General features: G+C 62.3%; 16 protein-coding genes and 1 pseudogene. 9 read left to right on the forward strand and 8 right to left on the reverse strand.

Annotated features, from left to right (window positions below; all coding sequences use genetic code 11):
• Window positions 1–5: 5 nt before the first annotated feature.
• Both GXB81_RS12410 and GXB81_RS12415 read right to left on the reverse strand, forming a co-directional pair.
• On the reverse strand, window positions 6–1,493 hold the full coding sequence (locus GXB81_RS12410; protein WP_241016327.1) for a membrane dipeptidase: 1,488 nt from the start codon (window positions 1,491–1,493) through the stop codon (window positions 6–8).
• Window positions 1,494–2,041: 548 nt separating this feature from the next.
• Complete coding sequence (locus GXB81_RS12415; RefSeq protein ID WP_167041439.1) at window positions 2,042–3,073, reverse strand: LacI family DNA-binding transcriptional regulator; 1,032 nt, start codon at window positions 3,071–3,073, stop codon at window positions 2,042–2,044.
• Window positions 3,074–3,134: 61 nt separating this feature from the next.
• Here GXB81_RS12415 and GXB81_RS12420 point away from each other — a divergent pair, with 61 nt between their 5' ends.
• The 7 genes and pseudogenes from GXB81_RS12420 to GXB81_RS12450 all read left to right on the forward strand — a co-directional run bounded on the left by GXB81_RS12420 (window position 3,135) and on the right by GXB81_RS12450 (window position 11,133).
• Window positions 3,135–4,181 (forward strand): Gfo/Idh/MocA family oxidoreductase, encoded by a 1,047-nt coding sequence (locus GXB81_RS12420; protein WP_167041442.1) that lies wholly within the window; start codon window positions 3,135–3,137, stop codon window positions 4,179–4,181.
• Window positions 4,178–5,275: a Gfo/Idh/MocA family oxidoreductase gene (locus GXB81_RS12425; protein ID WP_167283824.1), complete on the forward strand. Its 1,098-nt coding sequence runs from the start codon at window positions 4,178–4,180 to the stop codon at window positions 5,273–5,275. Before GXB81_RS12420 ends, GXB81_RS12425 begins: the two co-directional genes overlap by 4 nt.
• Before the next feature lie 196 nt (window positions 5,276–5,471).
• A complete protein-coding gene (locus GXB81_RS12430; protein WP_167041980.1) occupies window positions 5,472–6,812 on the forward strand; it encodes an MFS transporter in 1,341 nt (446 codons plus the stop codon).
• Between the two features lie 81 nt (window positions 6,813–6,893).
• The gene (locus GXB81_RS12435; protein WP_205989264.1) at window positions 6,894–7,070 is read left to right on the forward strand and encodes a hypothetical protein; all 177 of its coding nucleotides are present in this window, start codon (window positions 6,894–6,896) and stop codon (window positions 7,068–7,070) included.
• A 62-nt stretch (window positions 7,071–7,132) separates the two neighbouring features.
• Window positions 7,133–8,311, forward strand: coding sequence for a porin (locus GXB81_RS12440; RefSeq protein ID WP_167041452.1), 1,179 nt, complete (start codon window positions 7,133–7,135; stop codon window positions 8,309–8,311).
• A 715-nt stretch (window positions 8,312–9,026) separates the two neighbouring features.
• A pseudogene (locus GXB81_RS31420) lies at window positions 9,027–9,125 on the forward strand (addiction module antidote protein, HigA family); the annotation flags it as partial.
• Window positions 9,126–10,548: 1,423 nt separating this feature from the next.
• Window positions 10,549–11,133, forward strand: coding sequence for a recombinase family protein (locus tag GXB81_RS12450; protein WP_205989276.1), 585 nt, complete (start codon window positions 10,549–10,551; stop codon window positions 11,131–11,133).
• Window positions 11,134–11,139: 6 nt separating this feature from the next.
• On the opposite strand, the gene GXB81_RS12455 is transcribed toward GXB81_RS12450, so the two are convergent.
• Entirely contained in the window at window positions 11,140–11,703 is a 564-nt protein-coding gene (locus tag GXB81_RS12455; protein ID WP_205989266.1) for a recombinase family protein, read from the reverse strand.
• A 335-nt stretch (window positions 11,704–12,038) separates the two neighbouring features.
• On the opposite strand from GXB81_RS12455, the gene GXB81_RS31890 reads away from it, so the two are divergent.
• Both GXB81_RS31890 and GXB81_RS12465 read left to right on the forward strand, forming a co-directional pair.
• Window positions 12,039–13,241, forward strand: coding sequence for an EAL domain-containing protein (locus GXB81_RS31890; protein WP_205989267.1), 1,203 nt, complete (start codon window positions 12,039–12,041; stop codon window positions 13,239–13,241).
• A 162-nt stretch (window positions 13,242–13,403) separates the two neighbouring features.
• A complete protein-coding gene (locus tag GXB81_RS12465; RefSeq protein WP_205989268.1) occupies window positions 13,404–14,183 on the forward strand; it encodes a Crp/Fnr family transcriptional regulator in 780 nt (259 codons plus the stop codon).
• 81 nt (window positions 14,184–14,264) lie between these two features.
• Here the strand turns inward: GXB81_RS12465 and GXB81_RS12470 are convergent, their stop codons facing one another.
• The 5 genes from GXB81_RS12470 to GXB81_RS12490 all read right to left on the reverse strand — a co-directional run.
• Window positions 14,265–14,879 (reverse strand): hypothetical protein, encoded by a 615-nt coding sequence (locus GXB81_RS12470; RefSeq protein ID WP_205989269.1) that lies wholly within the window; start codon window positions 14,877–14,879, stop codon window positions 14,265–14,267.
• Entirely contained in the window at window positions 14,876–16,108 is a 1,233-nt protein-coding gene (locus tag GXB81_RS12475) for a glycosyltransferase family 4 protein (protein ID WP_205989270.1), read from the reverse strand. Before GXB81_RS12475 ends, GXB81_RS12470 begins: the two co-directional genes overlap by 4 nt.
• Window positions 16,105–17,865, reverse strand: coding sequence for an alginate lyase family protein (locus tag GXB81_RS12480; protein ID WP_205989271.1), 1,761 nt, complete (start codon window positions 17,863–17,865; stop codon window positions 16,105–16,107). Before GXB81_RS12480 ends, GXB81_RS12475 begins: the two co-directional genes overlap by 4 nt.
• The gene (locus tag GXB81_RS12485; RefSeq protein WP_205989272.1) at window positions 17,862–20,051 is read right to left on the reverse strand and encodes a bi-domain-containing oxidoreductase; all 2,190 of its coding nucleotides are present in this window, start codon (window positions 20,049–20,051) and stop codon (window positions 17,862–17,864) included. Before GXB81_RS12485 ends, GXB81_RS12480 begins: the two co-directional genes overlap by 4 nt.
• A partial coding sequence (locus tag GXB81_RS12490) for a glycosyltransferase (protein WP_205989273.1) occupies window positions 20,048–21,079 on the reverse strand: 1,032 nt, incomplete at its 5' end. The genes GXB81_RS12485 and GXB81_RS12490, both read right to left, overlap by 4 nt.

A 21,079-nucleotide genomic window follows, 5' to 3' on the forward strand; every position in this document is an offset into this window, starting at 1 on the left:
GCAGGTCAGGCTAACGACGCCTCGAATACGCGCCGATAATTGCCGCCGAGCATCTGTTCGGTTTCCTGCTGCGAGAAGCCGGCCGCGAGCAGCGCTGCGCCCAGCGCCGGCAACTGCTCGTAGCTGCGAAATACGGGCGGTGAGATGAACCCGTACATGTCCGTGCCGAGGCCCACGTGTTCGACGCCTACGATGTCCGCCATGCGTCTGAACCCGTGCGCCATGGCATCGAGATCGTGAAATGTCCCCGAGCTGGGCCATACGCCGATCACACCGCCCGTTTGCGCCACGGCGCGTGCGTGATCCGCCGTGATCAGGCGGCTGCGCGGGCCAGGGTGTCCCGCGAGCGCCGTGTGCGAGAGCACCAGTGGCTTCGTCGTGACGGACGCCGCGCGCTTCACGAGATCATAGGTGCCGTGCGCGACATCCACGACGACTCCAAGCGTGTTGCAGCGGCGCACGACGTCGGCGCCGAAATCGCTCAGCCCGCCGTGAACCGGCGCTTCCGTCTGGATGTCGCCGAGCTCGTTGACACGGTAGTGCGTCAACTGAAGATGCCGTAATCGGTGCGATGCATAGGCCTCGTCGATGCGTTCGAGCCGGCCTTCGAGAAAGTCCGCGCCTTCGGCTGCGATGATGACGCGCGGCCCCTGTCTATTGGCCGCAGCGAGCATGTCCACACCGGTGACGATTTCCAGTTGCTCGCGCTCCACCAGATTTCCCGCTCTTTCGAACTCGATCTGGCTGAGCCGATAAAGCTCGCCCGGCTCGGGTGTGCGCCAGGCTTCGAAGCGCTTGCGGTCGGCGGATACGCGCGTGACGACGGTATCCGTAACGATGGCGAGACAGATCACGTTCATGCCGCCCGCACGCATCGGCGCGCTGACGGGCGTCAGTGGCCGACGCGCACCGATGGCGGGATTGCGCGAGACGATGACATGACCCGCGTGGCTATGCATGTCGATAGTCAGGATACCTGCGGAAGCTTGCCAGGGTGGGCGTTCGCTGTTGCTGGGGGGCGCTTCGTCGTGCGTATCGGTGTATTGCGCGAAACGTCCGGGCGCGCATGCCGCGAGACCCAGCGCGGCTCCCGAGGCGAGAAACGCCCGGCGGCGCAAGCCGGATGCGGGCAGGGATGAGCCGCCTGCATCCTGAACCCGTTCGGCGGATTCGAGTCGATAGCGCCAGCCGGCCGGATCGTCGACCAGCCGTATCAGACGTCCGCGCAAGTGGACGGCTCCGCCTTCGAGCGCGATGGGCTCACGCGTGATGACTTCAATGCAGTTGAAAGGATCGCGCGGCACGCACGCACCGCAACACGGCTCTTGTTCCGCAAGCAGGAAATAGTCGACTGATGACTGTGCGGGGTCGAGCGGAATCATCCATCCGCTGATCTCGACCGTGGCCGTGCGCGGGTCGTTTGGAGCATCGCTGCGGATGGTGGTCCAGACGCAGACGGGTTGCGAGAAATCGGAAGAGTGGTCGGTGCGCATGGTCGTCGTGAGCGAAACGGGCTACCGTTGTGTCCAGTCAGCGGCGATCATTATGTCCAACAGGGTGTGGACTTGTCAGCGTATTTCCAGGCCGTACCTTTCTGGCACAGGCACTGGACGAATCGCTCAAAGCGCTAGAGGACGACTTCGGCAAACGCGCCGCCGCGTGGGTGGCATTGCCGATGCAATACCCGGGCTGGTTGGGCGGCGAGGCGGGAAGGTGTCCGCTCCCATCATAGGTGGGCATGGCACCCATGTTGTACGACGACTGACTATGTTCACCAAAATATGACAGTGACGCGACAATTATGTGCCAACCGGTCGTCGATAGTCTGGTAAACACTAATTTGGAGACGAGCCTGTTGTCGGATATCCTACGTATATTAGAACGTTCTAATTCGAATGTTGAAAACGAACCGTAGCGGCTCCTGGTAGATGAGCCGTTTGTTCACTTCGCGAATTAGAACGTTATAAATTGACCGGACACTCGTTATCGGAATGAATACAGTGCGATCAGACGCCATTGCCGTCAGCCTCCAGCGGGGTGCTTACGCATGCGATTTTGGCGCGCGCGTGGAATTCCGCACGCCGAGCTGCACGGGCAAGCTGACATGCCGGACCTCCGATGCGGGATTTTCGATGCGTTGTAGCAGAAGCGTTGCCGCCTGGCGACCGATCTCGTCGAAGTCGATCGACAACGTGGTGAGCGAGGGCGTCCAGAGTTCGGCTTCGGGCAGGTCGTCGTTTCCCGTCACCGAAAAGTCGATGCCGGGTTCGAGCCCGCGGCGACGCAAGCCGAGCATGACGCCGAACGCAACGATATCGTTCGCGCATGCCGCCGCCGTTGGCGGAGTCTTCATATCGAGCACGCGATCCAGCAGGCTCATGCCCGATGCGCGTGTCAATTCCCCCTCGACTTCGAGAGAGGCATCGTGATGCAATCCCGCCGCGCGCAGTGCCTCCCGATAACCCGACAGCCGTTCATGGCCCACCCACGTGTGATGGGACCCGCCGAGCAGCGCGATGCGCTCGTGACCCAGCTCGATCAGATGTCGAACGGCGAGTGCCATACCGCGGCGGTGATCGTAGCCGACGTAGTCGAGGCCGCTGCCGGCCAGGTCGCGCGAGACGAGTACGCACGGAAACGGCGCGCTGCGCAATTGCTCCAGCAACCGCGTGACGTCGGTCGTATGCGCCGGGCACAGGATCAGGCCATCGACGTTGTAGCCGCGCATTTTCTCGATGAAGCGTGCCTGCAGTTGCGGATCTTCGCGCACGTCGGTCAGCAGCACGGTCCGGTCGATTTTCTGCAGCGCGTGTTCGACCGAGGAGGTCAGCCCGGCAAAGTAGGGATTGGCGAGATCGTTGACCGACATCGCGATCACGCCGCTTTTACGCGAGCGCATGGCCGCCGCGCCGCGGTTATGAACGTAGCCCAATTCGGCCATCGTCGCGAGGACTCGCTTGCGGGTTTCCGGCGCGACAAGAGGACTTTCCCGCACGACCAGCGACACGGTCGAGACGGAGACGTTCGCTTGCGCCGCGATGTCGCGAATCGTAACGCTTGGTTTTTTTGTCATTAACGAATTGGAGGCGTGCTCCTCTGGAATACGCCTCACATCTTAAACAGGAAAGAGAGCAATGAACATACGAAAAGAAACAATCCGCTTTGCCGCGATCGGTCTCAATCATAACCATATCTACGGTCAAACCAGGCTCGTACTCGACGCCGGCGCCGAACTCGTGAGCGTCTATGCGGAAGAAGACGATCTCGTCGAGGAATACATCAAGGCATTCCCGCAAGTGAAACGGGTTGCCGACAAACGCGAGATTCTCGAAGACCCGACCATTCAGCTGGTCGTGAGCGCCACCATCCCGGATGTTCGCGCGGATATGGCTATCGAGATCATGCGTCACGGCAAGGACGTGATGGTCGATAAGCCCGGTGTCATCACGCTCGAACAACTGGATCGCGTCAAAGCCGCGCAAGCGGAAACCGGACGTATCTTCTCCGTCTGCTACTCCGAGCGTTTCGAGAGCAAGGCAACGCAGAAAGCCTGCGAACTCGTGGCCGCCGGCGCGATCGGCAAGGTCATTCAAACCGTCGGCCTCGGCCCGCACCGCCTGAGCGGCAATCGCGAAGCAGCAAGCAAGCCGCGTCCGGACTGGTTTTTCCAGCGTCAGCGTTATGGCGGCATTCTCTGTGACATTGCCGCTCACCAGTGTGACCAGTTCCTGTATTTCACCGGCTCCACCGAAGCGGAAATCGTCGCTTCGCATATCGGCAACATCGCGAATCCGGCCACGCCCGAACTCGAAGATTTCGGCGAACTGATGGTTCGCGGCAATGGCGGCACGGGCTACGTCCGCGTGGACTGGTTCACGCCGGAAGGTCTCGGCGTGTGGGGCGACGGCCGTCTGACGGTGCTCGGCACGGAAGGTTATATCGAAGTGCGCAAGTACATCGACATCGCGGGCCGTCCTGGCCGCGATCACCTGTTCCTCGTCGACAAACGGGGCACCCAGCATATCGACTGCTCGCAGGAGCAACTGACGTATGGCTCGCGTCTTATCGACGACGTGCTGAACCGCACGGAAACCGCCATGAGTCAGAAACACTGTTTCCTCGCAACAGAATTGGCATTGAAGGCCGAAGCCATGGCCGTTCGAATTGGAGCAAAAGCATGAGCAAGAAACTGAGAGTGGCGGTAGTGGGACTGGGCATCGGCAAGGCGCATCTGCAAGGTTATGCCGAAGTCCCCGAGTTGTTCGACGTCGTGGCTGTCTGCGATCTCGATGAAGCCAAAGCGCGCGAGGCTGCTGCAAAATTCGGCGTGCCGCACGTCACGACCGACTTCGCATCGCTGCTGAGCGGCGACAAGGTCGACATCATCGACATCTGCACGCCGCCGCATATCCATCGCGAACTGATCGAACAGACGCTCGCGGCTGGACTGCATGCGATTTGCGAAAAACCGCTGGTCGGCTCGCTGGCCGATGCGGATGCCATCGCCGCCGCGCAAGCGCAGGCCAAGGGCGTACTGTTTCCGATCTTCCAATATCGCTTCGGTCACGGCTTGCAGAAGCTGAAGCATTTGCAGGCGAAAGGGTTTGCCCACACGCCTTTTCTGACGACCGTCGAAACCTCATGGCGCCGGGACGCGGACTATTACGCGGTCGAATGGCGCGGTAAATGGGCCACCGAGTTGGGCGGCTGCTGCCTGACGCACGCCATTCACGCGCACGACATCCTGACCTATGTGAACGGGCCGATCAAAAGCCTCTATGCGAATCTCGCGACGCGCGTGAACAAGGTCGAAGCCGAGGACTGCGCAGCGATTTCCGTACGCATGAAGAACGGTTCGGTCGCGACTCTGGCCGTCACGCTCGGTGCTGCCGAGGAACTCTCGCGAATTCGCTTCATGTTCTCCGACCTGACCGTCGAAAGCCGCAGCACGCATCCTTACCGTCCCGGCGACGATCCGTGGCATTTCAAGGGCAAGAGCGCCGAGATCGATGCAGCCATCGAAGCAGCGCTGCAAGATTTCGTACCGCGGCATAGCTCGTTCGCGGGCCAGTTCGAGCTGATTTACGACACGCTCGTCAATGGGGCGGAGACGCCGGTTACGTTGAGCGACGCACGCCAGTCGCTTGAGCTGATTACGGCGATTTACCACTCGGCGGAAACCGGCAACGCCATTCAACTGCCGATCGCTGCGGATCATCCGAGGTACAGCGATTGGGTTCCCGCATCGCGTCGCTTCGGCTTCGGTAACGAATAACGCGCTTGGCCGGGACTTCCGCAAGGAAGGTCCCGGTCGGGTTTTCCATTGATTCGCAATCACCCCGGCGTCTCCTTGAGAGCCTTTCGATTTCATGAAGCCAGCAACAAATATCAGGATTACTGATCTGCAGGGTTGATTGTTTACGGGTGAATTCAATCGAGCGTGGGAGTACGGGCCAGGCCCTGGAGGAGACATGTCTATTTCTGAAGAAAGCGCCTTGCGCAGTGATGGGCAGGAAAGCAATCCTGCCCATGTGAAGGGAAAAATAAAGATTGGCAACGTGCGCTGGGCAATTTCCCTGCTCTGGCTGATCGGGGTCACGCTCAACTATGTGAGCCGCAATTCGCTGGGCGTATTGGCGTCCGAATTGCAGACGCACATGCACATCACGACCAAGGAATACTCGTGGGTCGTGGCCGCGTTTCAGGTGGGCTACACGGTGTTTCAGCCGATCTGCGGCTGGCTGGTCGATGCCATCGGGCTGAAAGTCGGCGTGGCGCTGTTCGCTTTCATCTGGTCGATGGCGTGCTTGCTGCATGCGGGCGCATCGAACTGGATGAGCCTCGCCTTCTTGCGTTTTTTCATGGGTGCGACCGAAGCGGTGGCATTGCCCGCACAGCCGAAAATCGTCGGCGAGTGGTTTCCGAAGAGGCGCCGCGGCGTCGCTTTGGGATGGGTCAGTATGGGCTTCTCGGTCGGCGCGCTGCTGGCCGCTCCGGTTATCGGCGGGATCGGCGTGCTCTGGGGCTGGCGTGCGGCGTTCGCGGTTCCCGGCGTCGTCGGGATCGTCTGGGCCCTGGCATGGTGGCGGCTGTATAGCCCGCCGGCCAAGAGCAAGCTGATTTCCCCGGCCGAACTCGAATACATCGTATCGGACCAGGATCCGATTACCTCGTATCAACGGCGTTCGCTGTGGAGTGCATTCAAGGAAACCGTCAAGCAGCGGAAATTCTATGGCATTGCAATTCCCGCGGGCCTCTCGGAACCGGGCTGGCAGTTCCTGATTTTCTGGGTCCCGCTCTATTTCGCCAACGAGCGCGGCATGCCGCTGAAGCAGATTGCCATGTTTACCTGGCTGCCGTTCCTGATGTCGGATCTGGGCAGTATCAGCACCGGCTATCTGAAAGCGTTTTTCAAAGACCGATTCGATCTGACGGTCGTCAATAGCTGTGTCGCGACCGCGCTCATCGGGGCGCTGCTGATGATCCCGATGATGGCCGTACCTTATGTAAGCAGTGCGACGGCGGCGATTGCCCTGATTTCCATTAGCGGGATGGGGCACATGATCAAGTCCCTGATGTTCACGAATCTGGTGATCGAGGAATTCGAGCCGAACAAGGTTGCCACGGTCAACGGGTTTAGAGGCAGCGTCGCGTGGATCGGCGGCACGATTTTCTCGCTGGTGATGGGCGCGATTGTCGGCGTCAGCGGCTACAAACCCATTCTGATCTTCCTGGGGCTGATCGATCTGGCGGCCGTCGCGATCATGTATTGGTTCTTGAATGATCGGACGCCGGCGGCGAAGCGGGCCTGAATTTCCGGTAACGCTTATCGCAATCCAGGCGCGGACGGCTTATTGCCGCCCGCTCCCGTGACGGCCAACGGGCCCGTGTTCATGAACGTGCCCCGGCTACGACCCGATGGACGCGGCGGGCAGATCGCCGGCTGCGCCCATTCCGTGTTGTCGATCAAGCCGGCGACCAACGCGAAGATGTATGCGCGCATCGCCGGCGCGATGGGCATCCATTGCGGCGACATTGTGGATGGCGGCGTGGCAGTCGAAAATCTATAAGTAACCCTAACAACAAACCTTGCCTTACTCGCAATTCAAATTTCTTTTGGGGACCCTTTACCATGAAAACGATCAAGCGCACGCGCGCTCTGGTTTTGAACTGTCTGCCGCTGGCGGGCGCCTTTCTGTCGGCCGGCGCCCTGGCACAAAGCAGCGTCACGTTGTACGGCACGATCGATAATGCATTGGCCTACTCCAGCAACCAGCACGGCAAGGCGAATTTTTACATGGGCCAGGGCGAACTGGGGGCCAGTAAGTTCGGCTTGATGGGGGCGGAGGATATTGGCGGCGGCACCAAAACGGTATTTCGCCTGGAGAGCGGCTTCAACTCCGCGACCGGGGCGCAGAGCAGTGCGGGATATATTTTCAACCGTCAGGCCTATGTCGGTTTGAGCAATGACCGGTACGGCACGCTGACGCTCGGTCGCCAATACACGCCTTACTTCACGCTGGTCGGTGCACTCGGCCCGACGAACGTGCTGACAGGTGCAACGGGCGCGCACCCAGGCGATCTGGATGCGCTCGATACCACGCTGCGCCTGAACAATTCGATCAACTACGCTTCGCCGAATATCGCCGGACTGACGTTCGGCGCGCAGTACGGGCTAGGCGGTACGCCGGGCAGCGTGACCAACGGCAGCCATTTCAGCGCGGCGTTGCGCTACGACTATCAGGCACTGTCGGCGGCCGTGGGTTACGTCAATCTCAGGAACATCGCGACGAGCCAGGCGCTCGGCAGCTTCGCGAATAGCTCGCCGGTCAACAACGGCTATGCGACCGCCAACACGACGCAGATGGTGGCCGCCGCGGCGCGCTATAGCCTCAACAATCTGGTGCTCGGTCTGAATTACTCGAACGTGCGCTACACGCCGAACGCACATTCGCTGTTCGTGAACGAGGCCGTATTCAACACCTATGGCACGATTGCGACCTATCAGATTACGCCGGCCCTGTTTGCGGCCATCGGCTACAGCTATACGCGCGCCAGCAAGGCCAACGGTATCGAAGACCCGGCTCAATACCATCAGATTTCGCTGGAGCAAACCTACAATCTGTCGAAGCGGACCACGCTCTACGCGCTCGAGGCCTATCAGCATGCGCACGGCAAGTCGCTGATCGCGTCGGGTTCGGGCGTAACGATCGCGGATACGGTGGCGGTGGTGGGCGATTCGCAGAGCAGTACGCCGTCGTCAGGGCCTTCGCAGTTCGTCGGAATGGTCGGGATTCGCCACGCGTTCTGATCGGAGGGGGCCGCGCATGCATCGCTCCTGTGATCGGAGCGATGCAGCGCGGGGGCTGTTTCGGCGCTGATCCTCGCCAAGGGAGTCGTGTTCGATAAACACGAGAGTGCGCTCTGTTCCCTAACCGGGGACGAGGCGATTTTTGCAGCGATAGAGGAAGTCGATACGCCGGCGCATCCCGGCTATCCCCATGACGTCGTCGACCAGATGACGCGAACGCGACTCGAAGAGCCCGATGTGCGGTATCCGCGTGAGGGGGGGCGCTCAGGTTTGACTGGCGCGCCCCAGATGGCGAAATTCTTCGCATCCGTACACCATGCGCAAGGACAACGAGCCGCAGATCGTGAGGCTTGATTTGCCGCTATAGCGGTCGATCCGTGAAATATCGGAATACGAATTCCTGGTCTTGCCGATCGCGACGGCCGCCGCCGTGCGAACGCATGCGGACCGCCTCTCCACGGAGTGATGTCGTCCCCCGTCGGGAAGCCTGTCACGGCGCTTGTGCAGTGTGACGTTACGGTCCGAAATAATGCAATAAGCGATTATCAAATCGCTCCTTCACAAAGGCCTGCTCGACTTCTTCGGGCCGGGCAACAACGCTGGCTCCAGACATACCACACCACGCGGCTCGCCCGCCAGTTGCGGCAACTCGACGATGCGGCCGGTCCCGACGGCATGAACGTGCCGTGCTGGTTGACCACCAGAAGTTGTTTTCATGAGCCGCGTGTTCAATTCACCGCATCCCAGTGCCACGTTGCGCGAGGATGTCCTGTCCGCACTCGGTCTGACAGTTACGCAGGCCGCGACCTCGCTCGATATGGCATTGTGCGTCGAGGCGTAGTTCGGAGTCGAGCGGATCAGGAAGCGATGAATGATGCCCATGGAGAGTGACATCTCGTGTTGAGGATATGATTCGGTATACTGATGATATTTTTCGGCAAGCTATCTGGTGATCAACGAGGAACGCGTTCTCGATCTGTAGCCGCGCGCCCACGCGGCATCGAATTTATCCGGAAAGGGTGAGCAATGGAGAATTTCGTCAGCCACACCTAATAGCCTGAGTTCCGCCAATTACACCGATAATTGAATATAAGATATGGATCAATAAAAAATATTTTTTTCATGATTTATTTGAAAAATCAAATTTTTTATAAAATCATAGCAATTAGAAATACAAATAAATAATGAGCGGAGTTCCACGAGCAGCAAAATAGGTGAAAAAGCAGTGGCATCCGATGCACCAAAAAGAGTCATAAAAGATCGTAAAACGAGCATCACAGGCGCATCTCGTCATCAGAGGAGTCGGCGAGAAGAGTGAAGCTGTAATAGTGTTGAATGAGTGTGTAATCGTCGATCAGGATCGGTGCGAATTTGTATGTAAGATGTGTTATGAAGTAATTTTTTCGTATGGAATGCAAATGAAAGGATGTCGCGAGTGAGAAAACGATTACCTATCAAATAGGTGTGCTTCAACAACGAATTCGCTCGACGATTCTGTTGCGCAACGACGGTCGTCAATGTAAATTGTCGGCGCATCATCTGGCCGATGCGCTGCCGGCAGGGGGATTGCCATTAGCAGTCCAAATTCCATGGTGGTTGTTCATCGCTCGGCAACGTCGGCTGAGTGTCGAACAAGAGGCATGTAAATGTCTGAGAATATGGTTGAACTAAAGTAGAAGTCCGTCAAGGCAACGCTGAGCGAGTTCCGTCTTTCGGCAACAACCGTGTGGCGACAGGGGGCTTCCGGGTGTCAGAGGAGCTTGATCGGCGTAGCTCAAAAAGTCGCTTCAGCGACGACAGGCTGGTCAGGGGGATTTTTTCATCATGCCGTGATGGAGTCGTCTTTGGGAGGGCATTCAGCTTGCCCTTTGGCGATGAAGTCGCCGCCGGGGGGCGTGCGCGGTGTCTGCTGTACGAACGTTTCATTGAATCCGCTGTTGTGCCGGTTTGGTGTTTGGGTGGCGACTGCAATGCGCGCGGCACATGCGGAGTGATGTCCCAGCGTATTGCACTATGTGCATTGAGCGCCTTTCGTAATATGTCTGAATTCCGATGTGCGTTGTGTGCTGCATCGGCAAGGGCGGGTGCCGTCCTGAACGATCTTTCGTGTACTACCGTAGTCACGGGCGTCGGCTGCCGGCCGGCAGCCCCTGATGTCAATCAAAAACGAAAAGAGTACTTGTGCGCCGATAGCAGTTCATGCCGTCGTGCACATGGACCACAGGCCAGTAAAGATCATGAAAATCGGGTATGCGAGGGTATCCACGGACGAGCAGTGCGTGGATTTGCAGATTGCCGCACTGGAGGCGGTCCGCTGTGACCGCATCTTCAAGGACGAGGGCGTTTCAGGCACCCGCTTTTCCAGACCTGGACTGGATAGCGCGCTGAAAACCTTGAAGAAAGGCGACACGCTCGTGGTATGGCGACTGGATCGCCTCGGACGTTCGCTGTCGAGGCTCGTCGAGCTCGTCGACGAACTCGGCAGGCAAGGTGTGCAATTCGCATCGTTGACCGAATCCATCGACACGTCATCGTCGGGGGGGACGCTGCTGTTTCACATCATGGCGGCATTGGCGCAGTTCGAGCGCACGCTGATCGGCGAGCGCACGCGCGCTGGCATGCATGCGGCGCGGGCGCGCGGCAAGCATGTCGGACGCAGGCGTACGCTGACCGAGGAACAATGTGTCGAGGCGCTGGAACTGTTGTGCTCGAATCCGACCGCACACGTCGCCGAGCGTTTCAACATCCATCCGAGGACACTGCAGCGCAGCCTGCGCAGAATGAGCGACGCGCTGTCGGAGGCAAGCGAAGCGGGATTTTGAGTCGAGTCACTCTTTTTTTTGCGCGGCACGTTTTCGAATCCGCTGAACGGTGCGCGGATGCACGCGATATCGGATCGCGAGATCGGTTGCCGACATCGCCGACAGCCGCTCCACGATCTCCTCCTGCTCGGCTTGCGTCAACGATGGCAGACGGCCGATTTGTCTGCCTCGCTCACGTGCCGCTTTCATTCCGGCACGCGTGCGCTCGCTGATCAGCGCCCGCTCGAATTGCGCCAGTGCGGCCATCATGTGAAAGATGAACATGCCGCCCGACGACGTCGTGCAGATTGCCTCAGTGAGCGATTGAAATTGAATGCCTGTCCGATTGAGCCGTTCCACCAGTTCGATCAACTTGCCTAGCGAGCGTCCGAGGCGATCCAGTCTCCATACCACCAGCGTGTCGCCATCTTTCGCGCCCGCCAGCGCTGCGTCGAGACCGGGGCGCGAGAATTCCGCGCCCGATACGCCGTGATCCTCGAACACCACTTCGCAGCCGGCCGCACGCAGCGCGGAAATCTGCAGGTCGAGGTTCTGCTCGTCCGTGGATACACGCGCATATCCGATTTTCATGATCGTAAAAACACCTTGGGAGATTGAATTCGTGGGGACTGACGAGCGCGCCTTCGACAGCCGGATAAGGTATGACCTTTATGCAGATTTTGACAAAAAGGTTCCCTATTGCCGGGGGGCGTTTAACGAGTGCCGCGCGCGCTAGGTCCATCATTTCAATAGCCCGGGAGGAGGTGAAGAGGGTCGAAAACTATGGTGACACAAGCGAACCCTTTTGCCGCGGGGGGGCTTGAGGTCCGCTGTCTCGCGAGCGGCGCGTGGTGGGCAGTTCGAGCGGAAACACGTGATCTCCGTACGCGTCGGGATCTGCGGGATGTCGGGCAGCGGGTGTCATCGTGACGGACCATCCGGGCTTCCTCTCGTTGCCGGTGACCGACGATCGTGTCGACGCGAGCGCGCGATCGGAAATCCGCTCGCTGTGCACCGTCGCCTGGATTCGCAACCTTGCGCTGATCGCAAGCGCGTACGGCGTCGAGGTCGTCAGCACGGTGCGACGCAAAGTACTGGAGCGTGCCCGCGATTTTTGCGCGCGCGAAGCGGGTTTTGTCACGTTGAGCGGAGAGAATCTCCTGTTCGTGTTCGAGCGCCCGCAACAGCAACGCGAGGCAGACCCTCATGCCGCCCGCGATGACCGAGGCATCGTCGACGCCGTGGTTGCGGCACTTGGCGACGACCCGATCATCACATCGTCGGGCGAGGTGTGCGCGGCGATTGCCGCGACGATTCCCGAGGACGAGAACGCGCCGTTCGATCTCGAAGGGGTCGCTTCCGACGAGACATGCGTCGGCGCGCGGCCATGGCGTATGCGTTACATGGCCGATATGCAGACGGCCGGTCATCTGCTGGGTGCCTTGAGGCGCGGCGATCTGCGCTTGCGGTACGAAAAAATCTGCAATGCGAATGCCACCGGCCGCGTCGAGTATTACGAGGTACTCCTCAGCGAGGTGGTCAATGGAACATCTGTCAGCGCCGGCAGGCGGGTGCTCGCGCTCGAGCGGCTAGGTCTGATCGGTCGGCTCGACCGATGGGTCGTGTGGTCCGTCATCGACATGCTGCGTTGCCGCCCCGGCATTTCGCTGGGCTGCAATGTGTCGGTGCAGAGCGCGAGGCTCGAAGGCTGGTGGCTGACGGTGATCGAGACGCTCGCAGGTGAGCCGCAGGTCGCGGCACGACTGGTGATCGAAATCACCGAAAGCGTGCCGATGACGGATCTCGACGCAATGGGTAACTTCGTGCGTGCCATGCAATTATTGGGCTGCCGCGTGGCGCTCGATGACGTTGGCGCCGGTTATAGCTCGCTTCGAATCCTGACCGAGCTTCGGATGGATATCGCGAAAGTGGATCGCGAGTATCTGCATCAGGCGCGCTCGAGTGCAGATGCGCGCAAGCGCGTCGGTGCGCTCATTGGGCTTGCGCGTGCATGTGTCTCGCACGTCGTGCTGGAAGGTGTCGAACGGGACGAGGATCTGCAATTATCGCGCGATTGCGGCGCGCATTGGGCGCAGGGCTATCTGTTCGAGCCGGTATTGCAAATGTAAGCGGCCGCCGATGCGGCCGGGCGGGGCATACAGTCAGGATAACGACAGATAGGCGATTCGTCAGGAGGGGGCAAGCACGCATGCCACGCGGGGGGCGGGCGTCGATGCGTCCGGCCTGTTGTAACACTCATCGGGCTGATCCTGCGAAAGGGTCGACAAATCATGAGCGATTCTTATCGCCACAGAGCAGCAAACCAGGTTTCAGTCGAAATCTTGCGTCGTCAGCGCCTGTTATCGAGTCTCGATGACAACGCGTTGAGCGGCATTGCTGCGCATGTGCGCACGCGGCAATTCAAGCGCCGCGATATCGTCGTCAATCGGGGGGCGCCGGGCACGGCGCTGATGTTTCTGCTATCGGGCCGACTGCAGCAGATTTCGTTCAACGAGGACGGTCGTGAAGTCGGACTGGGCTTCATCGAGCCGGGAGAGTATTTCGGCTTGCTGTCGATCATCGACGGACATCCGCAGACGGTGTCGATCGTCGCGGTTACCGACGCGCTCGTCGGCTTTCTCGATCGTGATCACGCGGAGCGCTTTCTGCTGCGCTCCGTCGAGGTGACGTATTTGTTGTTGTGCCAGCTCTGCGAGTCGATCCGGCAGGGTTTCGACGACCGCTCGAAACTGGGCGTCACGAGCTCGCGCGCACGGGTGTACGCCGTGCTGGCCAGCATGATCACGGCGAGCCGCGACGGTATCGCGACGATCGAGAAGCCACCCAGCCAACGCGCGATCGCCATTACGGCGACCGTCAGCCGCGAAACGGTCTCGCGTGCGCTCAATCTGCTGGTCGACAACCAGATTATTCGCAAGGACCACGGCCGCTATCTGGTTCTCGACGAGCAGGCGCTGCATCGTGCGGCGCGTGGTGAGCTCGAGTTCAACGATTTGCGTGCCTGTGAGACGCGCGGCGAAGAGTCCGCCACCGAGGCGATCTGGTTCTGAGCGCGGCCGGATCGACGTGCGCGGCCGGCGGCGAGACTCGGCGGTCGGTCGGTTGGGGGCTATCGATCCATCCCGCCTCGCTCAGTCGTCGGCGAAAGGCCGCAGTACCGTTAACGTGCCCGGCCGCCCGCCGATCCTCGGGCGATCGACGTCGGGCGTGAGCTGCTCGTAGGCGCCCGTGCTGCGGTCGCCCGCGCCCGCATTGCGGCCCGATGAGACGATGCTGGTGCAGCTCGGGATGGAAGGAAGCCGCTCGCTGGCGCCGGTCGCTGGATCATAGCCCGCGCCTGCGCCAATTGGACCATTGCCCGGTGCATAGGCGCCGGCCATCGCGCGCGCGGTGCTGCCGAGCGCGTCACACGGAACGAGCGGCCGCGCAAGGTCCGGATCGCTGCCGATCAACGCATCATCCGCTGACAGCGACGAGGGAGCATGCTGCGTCTGGCGGCGTGCCGCTGCGCCGTTGCCGCCACCCGGCATGCCGCGTGCGCTGCCGCGCGCGTTCGCGTCGCGGCCACCGAACTGCGGCTGCCGTTGCCAGGAACGGCTGGGCGTGCCTTGCCGCGTGCTGGACGTGGACGGCGCGCGCATCGTCACGTCCGAGTTCTGCGCGTGCCCCCCCTGCGGCAACACGAGCGCGAGCGTCGAGACGAGCGTGAGTGCCGCGAGCGCGGCTGAATCGTAGCGTCTTTTCATGATTGCAGCGGTCCGATCTGCCGCGCGATTGCGTCGATCATCTTGTGCGCGAGACGGCGGCGGTCGAAGTCGGCCGCGACCCGCGCCGCGTTCGCGCGGAAGCGGTCGAGCCGGTCCGGATCGGCGGCGAGCCGCACGATCGCAGCGGCGAGCGCGGCCGGGTCCTCGGGCGCGACGATTTCGCCCGTGCCGAGCGTTTCCAGCAGTTCAGTCGCTTCGCCGCGCGGTAGCGCGGCCAGAATCGGTGTGCGCATCGCCATCGCCTCGAAGATCTTCGACGGCAGCACGCTACGGAACAGCGCGAGGTCGCGCAACGGCACGAGGCACAGATCGCACAGCCCGAGCAGCGCCGGCATGCGTTCCTTGGGCTGCCGCCCGACGAACGACAGATTGGTGAGCGCGAGTTCCTGCGCGCGCTGCTCCAGCGCGCGTTTCTCGGCGCCGGCACCGACCATGATGAACGCGATGTCGTCGCGGTGCCTGAGCAGCGCGGCCGCCTCGAGTACCTTGTCGAGGCCGTGCGCCATGCCGTGCGTGCCCAGATAGCCGACCACGAAGCGGCCAGTCAGGCCGAGTTCGTCGACGAGTTGCGCATCGCACGGTCCCGGCCTGAAATGAGCGAGATCGACGCCGTTCTGCACGACTTCGATCTTGTGCGCGTCGATGCCGCGCTCCGCCAGTTCGCGCTTGAACGAATGCGTGACGGAAATCACCGCGCTGGCGCTGCGGTACAGATACATCTCCAGCGCCTCCAGCATTCTGATCGCGAACCTCGACCGCAGCGCGCCCACCGCGACGATAGATTGCGGCCACAGGTCGCGCAGCTCGAAAACGAACGGGCGGCGCCGTAGCATGGCGATGATGCGTGCGCCGAGCGCCGCGAAGAACTGCGGCGAGGTTCCGATCACCACGTCACAGCGTGGCAGCAGCGGCGATGCGACGATCGCTGCGAGCATGAACGAAACGTAATCGAGTGTGCGTTTGATAAAGCCTTCGTTCGCCGTGATGTAGGTCTTCACGCGCACCACGTCGATACCCGAGACGGTTTCGCGTTGCCACCAGCGGTTGTGATAGCCGGCAAAGAGCTTGCCCTCGGGAAAGTTGGGCGCGGTGGTCAACACGGTCACCGTATGCCCCGCCTCGACCCACACGCGCGCGTGCTCGTACGTGCGCGATGCCGGTGCGTTGGTCTCGGGATAGAAGTTGTCGGTGATGAACAGTATCTTCATGTCGGATTCCCGAACGATAGCCGTGTGAGGAGCGTCGCGTGCAGGAACGGCAGACGCAGCAGTTTGCAGGGCAGCTTCACGCCGAAGCGCGGATGATGGAAATCGTCGATGAGGTGTGCGGTTGCGCCGCTATGCGTGATCCGGCACACCACGCCGTCGTCGTCGCTGACGATGATTTCGCTGTCCGCCCCGTGGGAGACATCGAGATGCGGCGCAAAGCGCAAGGTCGCGAACGTCCGGTCCAGTTCCGTGACCGCGCGGCCGTCCGCGCGCTCCAGGCGATCGACGATCACGAGCGTGTGGTCGTCGCCGTGCCAACTGCGCCGATGCATGACGCGTCCGGGCAGGTGCGCGTAACCGGTATGTGAGGCACTGACGCTCCACGCGGCGCTTTCGTGCAGCGCGCCGTCGCGCAGCGTGACGGTCGCCGGCGTACCGGCGGGGGCGGAATCCGGATGCCGCGCCGTGACCCGCATGTCGCGGTCGACCGGATACGCACGGCGTCCGACGCGGAATGCGCTCCATACATCGGACGAGTTCTGCGACTGGTACGTCACGGTGTTATGAGCGGCGGTGCCGCGCTCGCTCATCCGCTGCCCGCCGATCGCATACGTGCTCGTCCCCGCGTCGACGATCAGGCGCCGGCCCGCCAGCGACAGCTCGAAGCTCAGCGTGTCGGCGTGCGCGTGGCCCGGCAGATAGTCGGGGCCGATGCGCGCGACGTCGAGCAGCGCGACATAGTCGCCGTATTCGACGCGCACGTAGCCAGATGTCTCCAGCGACGTCAGCGTTCGGCCGCCCGTGCCCGGCGCCATCGCGATGCCGAGCCGCTGCGCGTACGCGGCGAGTGCCGCATGATTGCGCGCGATACCGAACGCCGCATCGTTGAACTGCGCGATTTCGCCGTCCGGGTGCGTCATCGTGCGCAGCCACGCGAGCGCGGCGGGCAAGGGCTTGCGTGCGAGCTCAAGGCAGGCTATTGCATCGGCACTGCGCCGGTGCGTGCTGACACTCATCGCCAGATTGACGATGTCGAGCAGATCTTCGACGAAGATCGCGTGGTACATCGGGCTCAGCTCGAAGTGCCCGCCATCGTCCAGTGTCTGGCGGGGTAGCTCGCGGCGCAGGATGGCGAGTCCCGTCGCGAGCCAGTCCGATGCTTCCGGCGTATCGAAGAAAAGGCCCGCGCAGATCAGCGCCTTTGCGTTCGCGAACAGATGATTGCCGAGCAGGTGGTATTCGAGCCGTTGCGCGAGATAGCGAACCTGAACATACAGACTCGTTAGCGCATGGTTGGCGAGCCACTGGCCCGAGCGAGCCCACTTTATCCAGTTCACGATGCGCAGCGACAGCGGATAGGGTTCCCAGCCCGCACCCGCACCGGTCGGATTCGCTGCGATCCACCGGTCGATCAGTGCCGCGAGCGATCGTGCGTGCTGCTCGCGTGTCGCCTGATTCAGATAGTTGAAGTAGTGCAGGTTGTAGAGCCACAGCCGCGCCTGGTGCGGCGCGTTCCAGCCGTCCACCAGCTGGCCTTCCTGATTCAGGAAGCGGAAGCACCCGTCGCCGAGATACTCGTCCGGGCCTGCTGCAAACGGCACAGGCGCGGTTTCGCGCGAACTTGGCCACAGCGGCGCGTCGACGCGCTCGTTGATGCGCGCGCGCGGCAGCAGGCCGTATTTCGCGCGATACAGCACCTGCACCGGCTGCAGGTGCCGAACCGTATGGAACAGCCTCACGGCTTGCGACGGCGTCATCCCAGGTCCTGTGCGATGTCGATCGTCACGCGGCTCACTTCGAGCAGTTCGGCGAGCGGGATCGGCGGCGGGCCCTGGTTGGCGATCGCGTCGACAAACGCGGCCACGCACGCTTCCTGTCCCTTGTTCTGCCGCCACAGGTTCTGCTTCGTGAACTGCGGCCAGCCATAGCCGCGCAGCTTCAGGAAGTTGTCGAGCACGAGCGCCTTGCCGCCGCAGAACACTTCGAGTCGTTCCTTCGGCAGCGAGCGATGCCCGTTTGCAAAGTAATGGATCGTGCCGACCGAACCCGACTCGAAACGCAATGTGATGCTCGCGGTATCGCAGGCGGCGGGCGCGACGGCTTCGAAGCCGGTCGCCTCGAACGAGGCGATCGGACTGCCGGCCAGATGGCGCAGCAGATCGATGAAATGGCACGCTTCGCCGATGATGCGTCCACCGCCGCTCTCGCGGTCCTGGGTCCAATGGTTGGCGGGGATCATGCCGGCATTGACCGTGAGCACCAGCGCTTTCGGTGCGGCGAGCGGCGCGAGCAGGTTCTTGATGCGCGACACTTGCGGCGCGAAGCGGCGGTTGAAGCCGACCATCAGGATCGGTTCCGGCCGCTTCATGCACAGTGCGTGTTCGCTTGCCGCGGCCATGGTGTCGGTGATGCGCGCCAGTTGCGCGTGCGTGAGGCAGAGCGGTTTTTCGACGAAGACGTGCTTGCCATGCTGCAGCGCCTGCACCACGTATTCGGCGTGCGTGTCGTGACGCGTCGCGACCACCACCGCCTGCGCGTCCGGCGACGTGCATAGCGCGACAGCGTCGGTCGACGCGAATGCCGCGGCGTGCTTGCGTCCGTAATGCGCGGCGGTCACGCCGTTGCGCGACGCGATGCCGTGGAGCGCCGCGCCCGCGCTGCGGAGCGCGGGAATCAGCACACGCCCCGCATAGTTGCCCGCCCCGATCACGTTGACCCGCACGGCGGAAGTCGGTGCCGGCGCCGGCACCGCGTTGCCGACGAGCGTCAGCGGCACGGTGCGGGAGCGTGCGTCGAGCGGCCGCAGGGGCGTGTCGTTGGACGTCACCTCATGGAACTGACGCCGCGGATAGCCGATCACGATGCCGAGCGACGGTGTCTTTTCGACGAGCAGTGCGTAGGCGCGCTCCGCGTCATCGAGCGTGAAGCGATGCGTAATCAGCGCCTGCGGCGTGAGACGCCCATCGGCCATCAGTTGCAGTGCGGCGGCGATGTTGCGGTTTTCGGTCCAGCGAACGTGACCGATCGGATAGTCGAAGCCCTTCTCCTCGTAGCGGGGATCGTAACGGCCGGGGCCGTACGAGCAGGACACCTGAAAACTCAGCTCCTTCTCGTAGAAGTCGGCACGCGACAGCGCGAGGCCCGCTACGCCGACGAGCACGATGCGGCCGCGGGGGCGCGACATCTTCGCGGCCTGTGCCACCGGTTCGTCGCTGTTCGTCGATGCACAGACCAGCACGCCGTCCGCACCGATGCCGCGGGTGCGTGCGATGACGTCTGCCACCACGTCGGCGCCCGCGAGCACCGTGGCCGCGCCGAAGGTGGCCGCGAGCGCGGCGCGCGACGGATCGCGGTCGATACCGATCACCTGGCAGCCGTTCGCGATCAGGATCTGCACGGTCAGGAGTCCGATCAGACCGAGGCCGATCACGACGAATGTCTCGCCGAGCGTCGGCGCGGCGAGACGCACGCCTTGCAAGCCGATCGCGGCGGGAATCGCAAAGGTTGCGTCCTCGTCCGGCACGTTGTCCGGAATGCGCACGCACAGGTTTTCTCCGACTGTCACGTACTCGGCGTGCTTGCCGTTCGACACGACGCGGTCGCCTACCTGGATGCCGTCCACCTCCGCGCCTGCTGCCGTGACGACGCCCGCATTGCAGTACCCGAGCGGCAGCGGCTGATCGAGCTTGTCGGTGATCGCCGAGAGCGTCGCGGCCAGACCATCGGTTCGCACCTTCTGTAACGCGTCGCGCACCCGGTCGGGTTGCTGCATTGCCTTGCCGATCAGGCTCGCGCGACCGAAGTCCACCAGCATGCGTTCGGTGCCCGAAGACAACAGCGTGGTGGTGGTTTCGATGAGTACGCTGCCGCGCGACATCGTGGGCATGGGTACGTCCCACAGTGCGGTACGGCCGTCCTTGAGATTTTGCAAGACTTGTTTCACGTGGTTTCCTGGTGGGATCGCTTCGAAACGGTAGGGGAGGCAGACGCCTGCGCCTGAGGCGGAGCCGTCGGCATGCCGGGATACCCGACGAGACTCGTGTAGTGCGCTTCATAGCGGGCCGCGCACAGATCGATGGAAAACTCGCGCGCCACATAGGCCGCGGCCTCGGCGGCGCGGGCGCGCGCCAGCTCGGGCGCCAGCAGGCTGGCGAGCATGGCGGCCGCCAAGGCCGACGCGTCCCCGACCGGCGCGCACGCGTACCTCCCTCGGCCGAGCACCTCGGCGATTTCCGGCAAGGCGGTCGCGATCACTGGCAGGCCTGCGCAGCACGCTTCGATCAACGCGACCGGCAAGCCTTCGTAGCGCGACGGGAACACGAACGCGTCCGATGCGTGCAGGTAGCGCGGCACGTTGTCGAGCACGCCCGCGAACGTCACGCGATCGCCGATACGCAGAATCTGCGCGAGCTGCTGAGCCGCCATGCGTAGCTCGCCGTCGCCGATCAGCAGAAGCCGCGCACGGGTCGCGGCCGGATGGGTGCAGAGCTGCGCGAACGCCTTCAGCAGCACGTCATGCGCTTTCTGCGAGCTCGCGAGCGTCTGGCCGCGAAACGCGCCGACATGCACATACAGGAACGCGTCGGCGGCGATCCCGAGCGACGCGCGCAGCGTGGCGCGTCGGGCGTCGTCGCCTTGCGTGCAGGCAGGGGCAGTGTGCGCGGCGCCATTGCGCACGGTAACGACGGTCGACTTCGGCGCGCCGTCGAAGTAGCGGATGTAGGCGTCCGCGACCCGCTCGCCGCATGCGACGGAGGTCGCGAACAGGCGGTCGAGCAGCCGAGTGCCGGCGCGCGACCGGGTTCCCTGGATCGCCGTGTTGTGGATCGTGCGGATCAGACGCTGGTGGACGCTCAATGCGTTGACGCCGGCGAGCACGAGATCGGCCGCGTATAGATGCGAATGCATCACGTCGGGACGGAACGCACGGACCGTGCGCAGCAGCGACAACGCGCCGTCCGGCCGCCGCAT

Source organism: Paraburkholderia sp. Ac-20336, assembly GCF_017105025.1.
GTDB lineage: Bacteria > Pseudomonadota > Gammaproteobacteria > Burkholderiales > Burkholderiaceae > Paraburkholderia.

Coding starts and splice junctions, on each gene's coding strand:
- GXB81_RS12455 (WP_205989266.1), bottom strand. CDS start 11,703: ATGAAAATCGGATATGCGCGTGTATCCACGGACGAGCAGAACCTCGAC.
- GXB81_RS12450 (WP_205989276.1), top strand. CDS start 10,549: ATGAAAATCGGGTATGCGAGGGTATCCACGGACGAGCAGTGCGTGGAT.
- GXB81_RS12430 (WP_167041980.1), top strand. CDS start 5,472: ATGTCTATTTCTGAAGAAAGCGCCTTGCGCAGTGATGGGCAGGAAAGC.
- GXB81_RS12425 (WP_167283824.1), top strand. CDS start 4,178: ATGAGCAAGAAACTGAGAGTGGCGGTAGTGGGACTGGGCATCGGCAAG.
- GXB81_RS12480 (WP_205989271.1), bottom strand. CDS start 17,865: ATGACGCCGTCGCAAGCCGTGAGGCTGTTCCATACGGTTCGGCACCTG.
- GXB81_RS12420 (WP_167041442.1), top strand. CDS start 3,135: ATGAACATACGAAAAGAAACAATCCGCTTTGCCGCGATCGGTCTCAAT.
- GXB81_RS12465 (WP_205989268.1), top strand. CDS start 13,404: ATGAGCGATTCTTATCGCCACAGAGCAGCAAACCAGGTTTCAGTCGAA.
- GXB81_RS12415 (WP_167041439.1), bottom strand. CDS start 3,073: ATGACAAAAAAACCAAGCGTTACGATTCGCGACATCGCGGCGCAAGCG.
- GXB81_RS12440 (WP_167041452.1), top strand. CDS start 7,133: ATGAAAACGATCAAGCGCACGCGCGCTCTGGTTTTGAACTGTCTGCCG.
- GXB81_RS12410 (WP_241016327.1), bottom strand. CDS start 1,493: ATGCGCACCGACCACTCTTCCGATTTCTCGCAACCCGTCTGCGTCTGG.
- GXB81_RS12475 (WP_205989270.1), bottom strand. CDS start 16,108: ATGAAGATACTGTTCATCACCGACAACTTCTATCCCGAGACCAACGCA.
- GXB81_RS12470 (WP_205989269.1), bottom strand. CDS start 14,879: ATGAAAAGACGCTACGATTCAGCCGCGCTCGCGGCACTCACGCTCGTC.
- GXB81_RS12435 (WP_205989264.1), top strand. CDS start 6,894: ATGAACGTGCCCCGGCTACGACCCGATGGACGCGGCGGGCAGATCGCC.